The sequence below is a fragment of the Phenylobacterium sp. LjRoot225 genome (assembly GCF_964252855.1).
Lineage (GTDB): Bacteria > Pseudomonadota > Alphaproteobacteria > Caulobacterales > Caulobacteraceae > Phenylobacterium.
The window spans coordinates 1,143,214-1,156,364 of record NZ_CAXUPL020000001.1; the positions used below are offsets into that span (position 1 = coordinate 1,143,214).

At 70.3% G+C, this 13,151-nt stretch carries 11 protein-coding genes and 1 tRNA gene; 5 read left to right on the forward strand and 7 right to left on the reverse strand.

All coding sequences use genetic code 11. From position 1 onward, the window contains the following. Positions 1 to 35: 35 nt before the first annotated feature. Positions 36 to 1,463, forward strand: a complete 1,428-nt coding sequence (locus tag ACSQ2B_RS05575; RefSeq protein WP_436048067.1) for a L,D-transpeptidase family protein — start codon at positions 36 to 38, stop codon at positions 1,461 to 1,463. On the opposite strand, the gene ACSQ2B_RS05580 is transcribed toward ACSQ2B_RS05575, so the two are convergent. Then, the gene (locus ACSQ2B_RS05580) at positions 1,456 to 2,364 is read right to left on the reverse strand and encodes a Gfo/Idh/MocA family protein (RefSeq protein WP_436048069.1); all 909 of its coding nucleotides are present in this window, start codon (positions 2,362 to 2,364) and stop codon (positions 1,456 to 1,458) included. The genes ACSQ2B_RS05575 and ACSQ2B_RS05580 overlap by 8 nt on opposite strands. Before the next feature lie 121 nt (positions 2,365 to 2,485). On the opposite strand from ACSQ2B_RS05580, the gene ACSQ2B_RS05585 reads away from it, so the two are divergent. After that, the gene (locus ACSQ2B_RS05585) at positions 2,486 to 3,388 is read left to right on the forward strand and encodes a cobalamin biosynthesis protein CbiG (protein ID WP_436048071.1); all 903 of its coding nucleotides are present in this window, start codon (positions 2,486 to 2,488) and stop codon (positions 3,386 to 3,388) included. Positions 3,389 to 3,404: 16 nt separating this feature from the next. On the opposite strand, the gene ACSQ2B_RS05590 is transcribed toward ACSQ2B_RS05585, so the two are convergent. From ACSQ2B_RS05590 to glmU, 6 genes are all read right to left on the reverse strand, one after another. After that, entirely contained in the window at positions 3,405 to 4,781 is a 1,377-nt protein-coding gene (locus ACSQ2B_RS05590) for an MATE family efflux transporter (RefSeq protein WP_436048073.1), read from the reverse strand. Positions 4,782 to 4,877: 96 nt separating this feature from the next. Next, entirely contained in the window at positions 4,878 to 6,254 is a 1,377-nt protein-coding gene (locus ACSQ2B_RS05595) for a class II 3-deoxy-7-phosphoheptulonate synthase (protein WP_436048074.1), read from the reverse strand. 72 nt (positions 6,255 to 6,326) lie between these two features. Next, complete coding sequence (locus ACSQ2B_RS05600) at positions 6,327 to 7,562, reverse strand: O-antigen ligase family protein (RefSeq protein WP_436048075.1); 1,236 nt, start codon at positions 7,560 to 7,562, stop codon at positions 6,327 to 6,329. Then, positions 7,559 to 8,941: a glutathione-disulfide reductase gene (gene gor / locus ACSQ2B_RS05605; RefSeq protein ID WP_436048076.1), complete on the reverse strand. Its 1,383-nt coding sequence runs from the start codon at positions 8,939 to 8,941 to the stop codon at positions 7,559 to 7,561. The genes ACSQ2B_RS05600 and gor overlap by 4 nt, the downstream gene beginning before the upstream one ends. A 10-nt stretch (positions 8,942 to 8,951) precedes the next feature. Beyond that, a complete protein-coding gene (gene rpiA / locus ACSQ2B_RS05610; protein WP_436048077.1) occupies positions 8,952 to 9,638 on the reverse strand; it encodes a ribose-5-phosphate isomerase RpiA in 687 nt (228 codons plus the stop codon). Between the two features lie 11 nt (positions 9,639 to 9,649). Then, on the reverse strand, positions 9,650 to 11,008 hold the full coding sequence (gene glmU, locus ACSQ2B_RS05615; RefSeq protein WP_436048078.1) for a bifunctional UDP-N-acetylglucosamine diphosphorylase/glucosamine-1-phosphate N-acetyltransferase GlmU: 1,359 nt from the start codon (positions 11,006 to 11,008) through the stop codon (positions 9,650 to 9,652). Positions 11,009 to 11,133: 125 nt separating this feature from the next. On the opposite strand from glmU, the gene gph reads away from it, so the two are divergent. From gph to ACSQ2B_RS05630, 3 genes are all read left to right on the forward strand, one after another. Beyond that, positions 11,134 to 11,850: a phosphoglycolate phosphatase gene (gene gph / locus ACSQ2B_RS05620; protein ID WP_436048079.1), complete on the forward strand. Its 717-nt coding sequence runs from the start codon at positions 11,134 to 11,136 to the stop codon at positions 11,848 to 11,850. A gap of 52 nt (positions 11,851 to 11,902) precedes the next feature. Then, a tRNA-Val gene (locus ACSQ2B_RS05625) sits at positions 11,903 to 11,977 on the forward strand. A 447-nt stretch (positions 11,978 to 12,424) separates the two neighbouring features. Continuing rightward, positions 12,425 to 13,078 (forward strand): OmpA family protein, encoded by a 654-nt coding sequence (locus ACSQ2B_RS05630; protein ID WP_436048081.1) that lies wholly within the window; start codon positions 12,425 to 12,427, stop codon positions 13,076 to 13,078. Positions 13,079 to 13,151: the final 73 nt, after the last annotated feature.

A 13,151-nucleotide genomic window follows, 5' to 3' on the forward strand; every position in this document is an offset into this window, starting at 1 on the left:
TGACCTTGCTTGCCTCTGTCGTTCGGCGGCCGCCGATGGCGCGTTTCCGCTCGTATCACCTTGCCGGCCTGGCGCTGGCGATGACCGGCCTGCTGGCGCTCGGCGCCTGCCAGAGACCCGATGTCCTTGCCGGCAAGACCGCCGCCCTAGCGCTGGAGACGCTGAAGACCGCCCCGGCGCATGGCATTCCGGCGGACCGCTTCCACGTCGACAGGATCGAGACGCTGCTGGCCTCGACAAACGGCCGCGACAAGGCCGAAGGCGCACGCGAGTTGCGCGCCGCCCTGGTGGACTACGCCCGCGCCCAGCACGGCCTGACCGTTCCGAGCCGGGCCTTTCCAAAGGATTGGAGCCTGAAGCCCGCGGCCTACGATGCCGAGGCCAGCCTCACCCAGGCCCTGCAGGACGGAAGGCTCCAGACCTGGCTGGACGCGCAACCGCCCGCCTCGGCCGAATATCAGGCGCTGCAGAAGGCCTATGTCGCCTATCTGAAGATCCAGGCCGGCGGCGGTTGGCCGATGGTGGTCGTGACCTCGCCGCAACCGGGCGCCGACCCGACCCAGGCCGCGGCGTTGCGTCAGCGCCTCGCCTTCGAGGATCCGCAACTCGCCGCGCGTCCGGCCGCGGGTCTGGGCGACGGCGAGCTGGTCGCAGCCTTGCAGCGCTTCCAGGCCGCCCACGGCCTGGGCGCGACCGGCCAGCTGGACGCCCCGACGATAGAGCAGCTGAACGTGCCTGCGGCCGGCCGCGCCGCCCAGATCCGCGCCAGCCTGGAGCGGCTGCGCTGGCTGCCGCGACAGGACCCGCCGACACGCATCGACGTCAACATCCCGGCCGCCCAGATGGACTATTTCGCAGACGGCAAGCTCGTCGTCCACATGCTCGCCACCTCCGGAAAGCCGGGCGACGAGACGCCGATGCTAGCCTCGGCCGTCGACCGCATCGTGCTGAACCCGCCGTGGAACGTTCCCGAGGGGATTGCCCAGGAGGAGATCATCCCCAAGGGCCAGGCCTATCTGCGGGCCAAGGGCTTCGTGACGAAGGACGGCCGTCTGGTGCAGCAGCCCGGGCCCGAAGCCGCCCTCGGGCTGGTGAAGTTCGACTTCGACAATCCCTACGCCGTCTATATGCACGACACCCCCGCCAAGGCCGCCTTCTCCAGCACCCAGCGAGCGGTCAGCCACGGCTGCGTGCGGCTGGCCCAGGCGGTGGACTTCGCCAAGCTCCTGCTCTCCAACGAGCCGGGCTGGTCGCCGCAGCGCGTCGACGAGGTCATTGCGTCGGGCGAGACGACCCACATCCAGCTGACCCACAAGACGCCGGTGCGGTTGATCTACCTGACCGCCTTCCCGCAGGGCGACCACATCGCCTTCCGCCCGGACGTCTACGGCTGGGACGTCCTGCTGCTGCAGATGCTCGACCGCCCCCTGGCCGCGCCGAAGGGCCGGTCGCTCCCTAGTTGATCGCCTGCTCGACGGCCAGCGCCAGGTCGAGGGCGCGGATAGCTTCGTCGGCGTCGACCACCGGCCGGGGCGCCTCGCCGCGCACCGCCATCAGGAAACTCGCCACGCTGGCGCCCAGCGGATCGCGGCCCGCCGGCGTGTCGGCGAAGTCCGGGTTCAGCACGAAGGGCGTGGTGTTGCGAAAGGTGCGGGCCAGGAAGTCGATCTCCACCTCGCCGGAGGGGAAGACCACCCGCATGGTCCGCTTGCGCGCCGGCGCCTGGCGCGAGACGTCGAAGACGGCGGTGAAGCCGTCGTCGAAGCCGATTTCCGCCTGGATCTCATCCCAGCCGCCCGAGGCGCTGAACCGGCCGTCGCGGCCGTTCGGTTGGGCGGCGGAGAGCGACAGCGCCAGGTCGATGTCGTGCACCATCAGGTCGAGCACCGCCGAGACGTCCTGGCTGCGCGCCGAGGGCGGGCCATGGCGCAGGGCCTCCAGGCGCAGCGGCTGCTCGGGCACGTCCAACAGGCCCATGGCGCGGAACACCACCCGCTCCTGATGGCCGCAGGCGACGATCAGGCCGCCGGCCTCCGCCGCCGCGCGGATCTTCTCAGCCTCCGCCATAACCACGGCGATCGGTTTTTCGACATAGACCGGCTTGCCGGCGGCCAGGGCGGCGAGCGCATGTTCCGCATGCCGCGTGCCCGGCGAGGCGACCGTGACCACGTCCACAGCCTCCAGGAAGGCGTCGATCTCGTGGAAGGCGCGTCCGCCGAGCGGCATGGCCACCAGGGCCGCACGCTCCGGATGGGTGTCCAGCACCGCCGACAGCACCACCCCGTCCTGCTTGGCGTACTGGCGCGCGTGATAGCCCCCGAAAACGCCCGCGCCGATGACGCCGCCTCGCAATGACTCAGCCATGGTACACTCCGGATCGCGCCGGTGCGCCTAGCAGGTCAAAGCGGCCGGCGCCACCCGAAGGCAATTCCCCTGCCCCCGCCTGCAGGGTAGAACCCATCCTTCACCTCGATCGGAGCCTCTCGTGCCGCGCCTGTTCAGCGCCTTCATCATCGTCGACTGGAGCGCAGCCTCCAAGCCGACCGCCGGCGCTGACTCCATCTGGATCGGCGTCCTCAAGCGCGACGTGCGCTTCCGCATGGCGTTCGAGAGCTACAATCCGCCGACCCGCGCCGACGCCGAGAAACGGCTGGCGATCATCCTCGACGACCTGAAGAAGCGCGGCGAGCGCGCCCTGCTCGGCTTCGACTTCTCGCTGGGGTTCCCGCGCGGCTTCGCCGCGGCGCTGAAGCTGGGCGGCGATCCGCCCTGGCGCGCGGTCTGGGACCAGATCGACAAGATGGCCAAGGACAAGGCCGACAACACCAACAACCGCTTCGGCGTCGGCGCCGAGATCAACCGGCGCATCACCGGCGGTCCCTTTCCCTTCTGGGGTTGCCCGCCGAAGGACGCCCTGACCACGCTGCAGCCCAAGCGCGTCCGCGCCCACGGACCCGACGACCTGCCGGAGTTTCGCCACGCCGACCTCGCGGCCAAGGGCGCGGCCTCGATCTGGAAGCTCTATTACAACGGCTCGGTCGGCGGTCAGTCGATCCTCGGCATCCCGGCGGTGCGCCGCCTGAAACTCGCCCGCGGCGAAGGGGTGAAGGCCTGGCCGTTCGAGACCGGATTCCACGCGCTGACCGAAGACTCGCTCGCGGGCGTCGAGGTGGTGGTGGCCGAGGTCTATCCCTCGCTGCTGAAGGTCCAGGTCGCGCCCGGCGAGGTGAAGGATCTGGCGCAAGTCCGCGCTGCGGCGGAGCATTTCGCCAAGCTAGACGAGGCCAACAAGCTCGGCGCCCTGTTCGCGCCGCCGGCCGGCACGCCGGCGGACGTGGTGCTCGACGCCGAACGCGAGGAAGGCTGGATCCTGGGGGCCGGCGCCTAGCGCAAAAACCGGCGGCTCAGGCGTCGCGCCGGCCGAGCGCCCACAGCCGCGCCAGCAACAGGGCGCACGAGATCACGCTGGCGATCACGATGGCCCAGACCATGCCCTGCACGCCCATCTTCAGCGGTATGGCCAGGAGCCAGGCCAGCGGCGCCATGACGAGGATATAGCTCATCAGGTGCGTGCCGGTTGGAACCCAGACGTCGCCGCGGGCGCGCAGCACCTGGGCTGTGACCACCTGCAGCCCGTCCGGCAGGAACATCAGGCAGGCCAGCACCAGGCCGGCGCCCGACATCGCCAGGGTCTCGGCGTCGCTGGTGTAGAGGCCGACGATCGGCCCGGCGAGCGGCCAGACGACCAGCGACAGCAGCACGCCGTAGAGGCTGGTCACCCCGATCGCGACGCCCGCGGCGCGCCGCACGCCGGCCGGATCTCGCGCGCCGTAAGCCGCCCCGACCCGAACCGCCGCGGCGGTCGCCAGGCCTAGCGGCGCCATGAAGATCACCGCCGTGACGTTCAGCACGATCGCCCAGCCGGCCACCGCCAGGGCGCCGATCCAGCCGGCGATGATGTTGAGGCTGTTGAAGGCGGTGACCTCGAAGGCGTTCGACAGGCCTGCGCCGAAGCCGATCCGGCGCTGCTCGGCCTCGGCCGCCCGGTCGCGCGGCGGCCGCGCGAAGACCCCCAGCGCCTCGGCCTCCCGCATCCGGGCGATGTAGATCAGCGTGAAGATGCAGAGCGCCGTGCGCGCGCCCAGGGTGGCGAAGGCCCCGCCCACCGCACCCATCGCCGGCAAGCCGAAGGTTCCCGGGACCAGCAGCAGGTCGAGGGCCAGGTTGAAGGCGTTGGCGACCCACATGGCCCAGACCGTGGGGCCCGGGCGCGAGAGGCCTTCGAGCCAGAAGCTGGCAGCGACGCTCACCGCATAGGGCAGCAGCGACAGGGAGAAGATCAGCAGCGGCGGCGTCGCCCCGTCGGCGAGCTCCTGGCCCAGGCCGATCGCATGCAGGAAGGCCGGTCCGGCCAGCAGCAGCGCCGCCGTCGAGGCCAGGCCGACCCAGAAGGCGTAGACCAGGCCGCGCCGCAGCACCGCGCCCGCCTCCTGGGGCCGGCCCTCGCCGACGGCGCGCGAGGTCATCACCTGGACCCCGCTCAGCAGGCCCACCACCATGGTGATGACCACATTGGTCGGCGCCCAGCCCAGGGCGTGATAGCCGAGCTCCGCCGCCGAATAGCGGCCGACGACGATGGCGTCGCTCAGCCCCATCGTCATGATGCCGAGCCGGGCCATCACCACGGGCCCCGCCAGCTTCAGCAGCTGGGCGAGTTCGATGCGGACGGGATCATGTCGGCCTCCGGCGACGGAGACCGTTTGGGCCGTGGGACGGTCCATGGACGCGCTGCCGGGTTGTCAAAGAGGCGGGGGACATTGGGGTTGCGAAGCTGCGCCGCAAGGCCCCTCTCCCCATTTGTGGGGAGAGGATCTTGCCTAGCCGACCGCGCGCTGCGCCGGCTCGCCCTGTTCGTGCTTGAGCTTTTCGGCCACCAGGAACGCCAGTTCCAGCGCCTGCTCGCCGTTCAGGCGCGGGTCGCAATGGGTGTGGTAGCGGTCCGCCAGATCGCCCTCGGTCAGCGCGCGCGCCCCGCCCAGGCATTCGGTGACGTTCTGGCCGGTCATCTCCAGGTGCACGCCGCCGGGGTGCACGCCCTCGGCCTTGCAGATCTCCACGAAGCTCTTCACCTCAGAGAGGATGCGGTCGAACGGCCGGGTCTTGTAGCCGTTGGCTGCCGTCAGCGTGTTCCCGTGCATGGGATCGATCGCCCAGACGAGGCTGCGGCCGTCGGCCTTGGTGGCGCGCAGCAGCTTCGGCAGTCGATCGGCGATCTTGTCCGCGCCGAAGCGGCCGTAGAGGGTCAAGCGGCCGGGCTCGTCCTTGGGATTGAGCACGTCCATCAGGCGCAGGATGTCGTCGCCTTCCATGGTCGGCCCGCACTTCACCCCGATCGGGTTGCGGATGCCGCGGAAGAACTCCACGTGGGCGCCGTCCAGCTCGCGCGTGCGCTCGCCGATCCACAGCAGGTGGGCGGAGGTGTCGTACCACTCGCCCGAGGTGGAATCGACGCGGGTCATCGCCTCCTCGACGCCCAGCAGCAGGCCCTCGTGGCTGGTGAAGAACTCCACCTGGTGCAGGCTGGGATGGCTCTCCGGCGTGACGCCGATGGCCTCCATGAAGGCCAGCGATTCGCTGATCCGCTTGGACAGCTCCTCGTAGGCCGCGCCCTGCGGCGAGCCGGCGACGAAGCCCAGGGTCCAGCGATGGATGTTGTGCAGGTCGGCGTAGCCGCCGGTCGCAAACGCGCGCAGCAGGTTCAGCGTCGCCGCGGACTGGCCGTAGGCCTGCATCAGCCGGCTCGGGTCCGGCGTGCGGGCCTCCGCGCTGAAGTCCATGCCGTTGATGATGTCGCCGCGGTAGGACGGCAGGGTCGTCTCGCCTTGCGTCTCGATCGGCGCCGAGCGCGGCTTGGCGAACTGGCCGGCCATCCGGCCCACCTTCACGACAGGTTTTCCACCTGCGAAGGTCAGCACCACCGCCATCTGCAGGATCAGGCGGAAGGTGTCGCGGATGTTGTCGGCGTGGAATTCCTTGAAGCTCTCGGCGCAGTCGCCGCCCTGCAGCAGGAAGGCGCGACCCTGGGCGACATCGCCCAAGAGGCTCTTCAGACGGCGCGCTTCGCCGGCGAAGACCAGGGGCGGCATGGCCCGGAGCATCTGCTCGACCTTCGCCACCTCGGCCAGATCGGGATAGTCCGTGGGCAGGTGCTTGGCGGGCTTCGCTCTCCAGGAAGCGGGCGTCCAGTGTTCCATCGTCGTCTCGAACAGGCTCCAGCCCCCGCGCGGGGCCGCGGGGCGAGCGGGCCTTCTACTCCGATAGGCCGGTCAGGTCGACTTCGGGATAGCCACACGATTTTCCAGCATGGCCGCCAGGACAGATATCAGGGCGCCGAGCGCCAGCCACCACTGCTGCCAGAGGCCGAAGTTGACCCAGGCGAACATGATGTAGGCCGCCGTTGAGCCGGCGACCCCAGCCATTCCGAGGTTGGACGCGCCCCGCGAGAGCCGCATCAGGCTTAGCCCCCAGAAGGCCGCCGCCGCGACCGCGCCGATCAGGCCCAGCTCCAGCCAGACCTGCAAGGCGCCATTATGAGGATGAAGCTGGATCCCGGGCCCCATAGCGCGGCTGGCGTCGACGCCCCAGCCGCGAACCGGCTGCGCCTCGATCCAGTCGAGGGTGCGGCTCCAGTAGCTCATCCGCGCGGACCAGGAGAGCTGCACGTCCTGTTCGAGCCGGCCATAGTCGCCGGTGGCGCGGACAGCCCAGACCAGGGCCGGCATCAGGAAGCCGATGGCCGCCGCCCCGCCCGCCATCAGCAGCGGCCCAACCCTGGGCGCGAGCCAGACGACGAGCATGGCCACCGCCGACAGCGGCAGGGCGAGAACCGGGGCGTCGGCGAGGAAGGTGTGCGCCGCCAGCACGGTTCCCGCGACCGCCGTCAACAGCAGCGGAATCTGCCACGCCCGGCGCAGGCCGCCGACCAGGACGGCCGGCCAGAGGATGGCCAGGACGAAGCAGGAATGGGCGACGTTGGTCTGGGCAAGGTCGATGCGGATCGGCTGGTAATAGGCCTCGTGCAGGCGGCGGTAGAGGGCGGCGCCGGTGAAGCTCTCGACCACCATGACTGCGCCCACCAGGGCTACGCCCCAGGCCAGCACGTTCAGCGCCAGCGTGTTGAGGCGGGGATCGGCGCGGCGCGCGCCGCAGATCGCGCTCCAGAACAGCGGCAGGCCGAGCGCGACCTCCAGCACGACGCTGTGTCCGCCGGGCTTGGGCTGGAAGGGGCTCCAGGTCGAGGAGACCGCGGCCCAGACCAGGGCGCCCAGGAGCACGATCGCCAGCGGCCGATCCTCGTCCGTCATGCGGAAGGCCGGCAGGCACAGGAGGCCCATCAAGGCGAGCAGCGGCGCAAAGCCGAGCGGCGAGAGCCAGGCGAGCAGCGGCGTCAGGCCGGCGGCGCCGACCATGACCCAGCCGCACCAGGTCGCCAGACGCCCGCCGGTCGGGCTTTCGGGGGCCGCACGCTCCAGCTGCGGGGCGCTCGCAAGCGTCGTCGTCACGCCGCCTGGCCCAAACCTTGCGGCGTGTACTTCTCGCGCAGGGTGACCAGTTCCTCGGCCAGCGTCGGGTGCACCGCGCAGGTGGAGTCCCACTGGCTCTTGGTGACGCCCATCTTCATGGCCACGGCGGCCAGCTGGATGATCTCCGGCGAGTCCGGCCCCACCACATGGCAGCCGACCACCTTCTCGGTCGCGGCCTCGACCACCAGCTTCACCAGCGAGCGTTCGGCGCTCGAGGTGAACGCGTACTTCATCGGCCTGAAGCGGGCGAGATAGATGTCGACCTTGCCCAGCTTGTGGCGGGCGTCGGCCTCGGAGAGGCCCACCGAGCCGATCGGCGGCTGCGAGAAGACCGCCGAGGCGACCATCTCGTGATCGAACTTCGTCGGCCGGTCGTTGAAGACAGTGTCGGCGAAGGCATGGCCCTCGCGGATCGCCACCGGCGTCAGGTTGATGCGGTTGGTGACGTCGCCGACGGCCCAGATGTTCTCGACGTTGGTGCGCGAATAGTCGTCGACCACCACCGCGCCGTTCTCGGCCAGCTTGACGCCCGCAGCCTCGAGGCCCAGCCCCTCGACATAGGGCTCGCGGCCCAGGGCGAACATCACCACGTCGCTCTCGCAGTGATGGCCGTTGGTGAAGCGGCTGACGAAGCCGGTTGCGGTCTTCTCGATCGCCGCGTGCTGAGTCGCCAGGATCACCTTGATCCCGCGCTTTTCCATCTCGTCGGAGATATGGGCGCGGACGTCGTCGTCGAAGCCGCGCAGCACGTTGGGGCCGCGGTGCACCAGGGTGGTGTCGACGCCCAGGCCGTTGAAGATGCCGGCGAACTCAAGCGCGATATAGCCGCCGCCGGCGATGACGATCCGCTTCGGCAGCTCCGGCAGGTGGAAGGCCTCGTTGGAGGAGATGGCGTGCTCGACGCCGGGCAGCTCGGCCGGCATCCAGGGCCGGGCGCCGACGGCGACCAGGATCTTGTCGGCGGTCACCGTCCCATGTCCCTCGACCTCGACGGTGTGGGCGTCGACCAGCCGGGCCTTGCCATGCACCAGCTCGGCGCCGGCGTTCTGCAGGTTGCGGACATAGATCCCCGAGAGCCGGGCGATCTCCTTGTCCTTTTCGGCGATGAAGCCCGGCCAGTCGAAGCGGCTCTCGCCGACGGTCCAGCCATAGCCCTCGGCCATCTTGAAGTGATGGGCGAACTCCGAGGCGTAGACCATGAACTTCTTGGGTACGCAGCCGCGGATCACGCAGGTGCCCCCGACCCGGTGCTCCTCGGCCACCAGCACCTTGGCCCCGGACATGGCCGCGAGCCGCGCGGCGCGCACCCCGCCGGAGCCCGCTCCGAGGACGAAGAGGTCGCAGTCGTACTTGGCCAAGGCGGGCTCCTTAGGGCTCGAAGGTGAGCACGCCCTCGGGCGCGCCGATCAGCGCCTGGTCGGCGAGGTCGAGGAACAGGCCGTGGTCGACCACGCCGGTGACGCTCTTCAGCGCCTCGGCGAGCAGGGCCGGCTCCGCGATCCGTCCGCAGGCTGCGTCATAGATGAGGTTGCCGCCGTCGGTTCGCACCGGCTGGCCGTCTTTCATCCTCAGGCGCGGCGCCGCGCCGATGTCGCATTCGACCAGGGCGTCGCAGATCCGAAGCGCCGTGGTCTTGTGCCCGAAAGCCACCACCTCGATCGGCAGCGGGAACTTGCCCAGCACCGCCACGCGCTTGGCGGCGTCGGCGATCACCACGCAGCGCTTGGAGGCCTCCCAGACCAGCTTCTCGCGCAGCAGGGCCGCGCCGCCGCCCTTGATCAGCGAAAGCCCCGGACCGATCTCGTCGGCGCCGTCGACGGTCAGGTCGATCTCGGCGGTCTCGCCCAGCTCGCCCAGCCTCAGGCCGAGGCTGAGCGCGAGGTCGGCCGTGGCCTGCGAGGTACAGACGCAGGTGACGTCCAGCTTCCGCGCCCCCAGGGCCTTCACGAACCAGGCGGCGGTCGACCCGGTGCCCAGGCCCACCACCATGCCGTTCTCGACGAGGGCCGCGGCGGCCTCGCCGGCGGCGCGCTTCTGACTGTCGGCGTCGCTCACGTCTTTCCCCATCACTTCTTCAAACGTGCGGCCTTCTCGGCCCGTTTGCGTTCGCGGAACTTGGCGGCCCAGCCGGGCTTGGCCACCTGCAGACCCCGGGCCAGGGCCAGCGCATCGTCCGGCACGTCCTGGGTGATCACCGAGCCGGTGCCCGTGAAGGCGCCCGCCCCCACCCTGACCGGCGCCACCAGGGCGGTGTCGGAGCCGATGAAAGCCCCCTCGCCCACATGGGTCTCGTATTTGTCGAAGCCGTCGTAGTTGCAGAAGATGGTGCCGGCGCCGATGTTCGCGCCCGCCCCCACCGTGCCGTCGCCGAGATAGCTCAGATGGTTGGCCTTGGCGCCCTTGCCGAGCGTCACCTTCTTCACCTCGACGAAGTTGCCGATGTGGGCCTCTTCGCCGATGTCCGCCCCGGGCCGCAGCCGTGCGTAGGGGCCGATGCTCGCGCCCGCCCGCACGGTCGCCCCTTCCAGATGGCTGAAGGAGCGGATCACCGCGCCGGTCTCCACCGCGACTCCGGGCAAGAAGACCACGAAGGGCTCCACCGTGACGCCGGCGGCGAGCCGGGTGTCGTAGGCGAAGTGGACGGTCTCCGGCGCCTGCAGGGCGACGCCGTCGGCCAGGGCCTGGGCCCGCGCCCGCTGCTGGAAGACCGCCTCGGCCGCCGCCAGCTGCATGGGGGTGTCGCAGCCCATCACCGCGCTCTCCGGCGCGATGTGCGCGCGAACGGCCAGGCCGTCGCCGACCGCCAGGGAGACGATCTCGGTCAGATAGTACTCGCCCTTGGCGTTGTTGTTGCCGGTGCGGCCGAGCCAGCCCATCAGGACGTTCTTCTCCGCCGCCAGCATGCCGGCGTAGCAGGACCGGGCCGCCAGCTCCTCGGGGCTGGCGTCCCTGGGCTCGGCGATCTTCAGCACCTGGCCCTCGGCGCCGCGGATCAGCCGCCCATAGAGCAGGGCGTCGGCCGGCTCGAAGCCGAGCAGCGCCAGGTGAACGCCGTCCGCGCGCATAGAGAACAGCGGCTCGAGGTCCGCCGGCAGCAGCAGCGGACAGTCGGCGTTGGTGACGAGGACGTCGCCCTCGAACCCCTCCAGGGCCGGGCCTGCGGCCATCACCGCATGGCCGGTGCCGAGCGGCGGATCCTGCACGGCGACCGCGCCTGCGCCCAGCCGCCGTTCCACCAGGTCGCGCACCGCCGGGCTATGGGTCCCGACGACGACGACCACGCGCTCGCAGCCGATCTGTTCGACGGTGTCGATCACCCGGTCCAGCAGGGTGCGGCCGCCCACCTTGTGCAACACCTTGGGCGTCGCGGACTTCATCCGCGTTCCCTGGCCGGCGGCGAGGATCACGGCGGCGCGGGCGGTCATGGCGGCAAGCCTCCGGGCGAGTCAGGCGCCGCGATTCAGGCGCAAGGTCGGCCGAGCCTTACCAAGCCTTTCGGCCGTGCGCGAGAAGGCTTGCGCCGCATCCTTGCGGCGGCTAGCGCGAAAGCATGGCGAAACCACCCTCCTCTCTTCCCCCCTCCTCTCTCAGGGGCGCGACCATCGCCTTCGATCTCGACGGCACCCTGGTCGACACGGCCCCTGACCTGATCGGCACGCTGAACGTGCTGCTGGCGCAGGAGGGGCTGCCGCCGTTTCCGCTCAGCGAGGCCCGGCCCTTCATCGGCCGCGGCGCGAAATGGATGCTCGAGCGCGGCTTCCAGGCCGCCGGCGCGACCCTGGAGGAGGCCCGCGCGCCGGAGCTGTTCGACCGCTTCATCGCCCATTACCTCGACCACATCGCCGACGAGAGCCGGCCCTTCCCCGGCGTCGAGGCCGCGCTCGACCTGCTCAGGGCCGAGGGCGCCAGGCTGGCGGTCTGCACCAACAAGCTCACCGGCCTCTCCCTGGCCCTGCTCGACGCGCTCGACCTGACGCGCCGCTTCGACGCGGTGATCGGCGCCGACGCGACGCCCGCCTGCAAGCCGGACCCCCGCCACCTCACCACCGCCGTGGCCGCCGCCGGCGGGACCATGGAGAAGGCCATCCTGGTCGGCGACGCGAGCACCGACGCCGGCGCCGCACGCGCCGCAGGCGCCCCGCTGATCCTCGTCAGCTTCGGCTACACCGAGGTCCCCGCCCGCGACCTCGGCGCCGACCTCCTCATCGACCACTTCGATGAACTCGTCGAAGGCTGCGCGAGGCTGTTGGGCGCTTGCGGCGAATAAGTCTCCAGGCTATATGCGCCTCCCTCGCGGCGGCCAGACCGACCGCGCCGGCGGATGCGTAGCTCAGCGGCAGAGCACCTCGTTCACACCGAGGGGGTCACAGGTTCAATCCCTGTCGCATCCACCATTCTTTTCCCCGCTTCTTCCAACACTTGGCGGCTCGACCTGCGCGGTTGCTTAGAGCAGCGGACCGCTTCTATCGCCCAGCTGAATTCGGCCGCTGTCTGAGAATCTCTTGCCCTCGTGGGGCGTCGACGCGCGACCGTCAGCTGGACGCACGGAAGCTCGCCACCGCCCCGCGTCGGCCACCTCCAAACCTCACAGCGACAGAGAAGGCTCAAACGCCATCGGCGACGGAGCGAGACGTTCGCCTCGACTGTGCACGACGGTCTCCGGAGCACCAGCACTCAGCGACTTCATCTGGGTTCGATGGAGAGTTTCTCGGCATGAAACGTCACAATTTACTATGTTACACGCCAAAATGCTGAATTCGCTGACGTTCTCATACCTTAAGCTTGCAATTTTACACCCATTGGTTATCGCATAGTAAGGTTTACCACTTGGGGGTTAAGACATGAGGACGCTAGGCGCGCTGATATTGGCGGGGTGCGTCGGCTACACGGGCGCCGCTCTGGCCCAGCCCTCGCCGGTCTCGCCGACGGCCGTCGCCGGTCCGGCGACCTCGAACCCCACCGCCAGCGACTACGCGGATGCGTTGATGAACCTCGACTGCCCGACCTGCGAGGGCCAGGTCGAGCATCTCCGCGGCTTCAGCCTGGCGACGCCGGGTGCGGCGCGGCCGCTGACGCCCGCGGCCCCGACGGCCAAGTCCGGGCCACGCACCGCCCGCGCGCCCGGCGCCCGTGTGGCCTCCCTCGGCCCCGCGCGGGTTTCGGCGGCCGATTTGCGGCTCACCTTCCGGCGCGGCTCGGCCGAGCTGACCGCGGAGGGCGCGGCGAACGCCCGCAACTTCGCCCAGGCGCTGAACGACCCGCGCCTCGTCGGCGGCGTCTTCCAGATCGTCGGGCACACCGACGCGACCGGTTCGACCGAGCTGAACCGAAAGCTGTCCCTGGCGCGCGCCGAGGCGGTCAAGGCCTTCCTCGTGCAGCAAGGCGTGGAGGCGGCCAGGCTGGAAGCCCGCGGCGTCGGGTCGCGGGATCTGGCCGTCCCGTCGGACCCCGGGGCGGCGGCCAACCGCCGTGTGGAAGTCAAACGCGCGGGCTAGCCTGCGGCCGTTGGGGCGCAGGCGGGTCTTTCAGACGAGGCTAGGGGCGGAATTGGGGGGCGTTGGGGGCCGC

What these genes read in the sequence shown, in the direction of transcription:
- ACSQ2B_RS05575 (WP_436048067.1), top strand. Translation starts at nt 36, where the DNA reads ATGGCGCGTTTCCGCTCGTATCACCTTGCCGGCCTGGCGCTGGCGATG.
- ACSQ2B_RS05580 (WP_436048069.1), bottom strand. Translation starts at nt 2,364, where the DNA reads ATGGCTGAGTCATTGCGAGGCGGCGTCATCGGCGCGGGCGTTTTCGGG.
- ACSQ2B_RS05590 (WP_436048073.1), bottom strand. Translation starts at nt 4,781, where the DNA reads ATGGACCGTCCCACGGCCCAAACGGTCTCCGTCGCCGGAGGCCGACAT.
- ACSQ2B_RS05595 (WP_436048074.1), bottom strand. Translation starts at nt 6,254, where the DNA reads ATGGAACACTGGACGCCCGCTTCCTGGAGAGCGAAGCCCGCCAAGCAC.
- glmU (WP_436048078.1), bottom strand. Translation starts at nt 11,008, where the DNA reads ATGACCGCCCGCGCCGCCGTGATCCTCGCCGCCGGCCAGGGAACGCGG.
- gph (WP_436048079.1), top strand. Translation starts at nt 11,134, where the DNA reads ATGGCGAAACCACCCTCCTCTCTTCCCCCCTCCTCTCTCAGGGGCGCG.
- ACSQ2B_RS05630 (WP_436048081.1), top strand. Translation starts at nt 12,425, where the DNA reads ATGAGGACGCTAGGCGCGCTGATATTGGCGGGGTGCGTCGGCTACACG.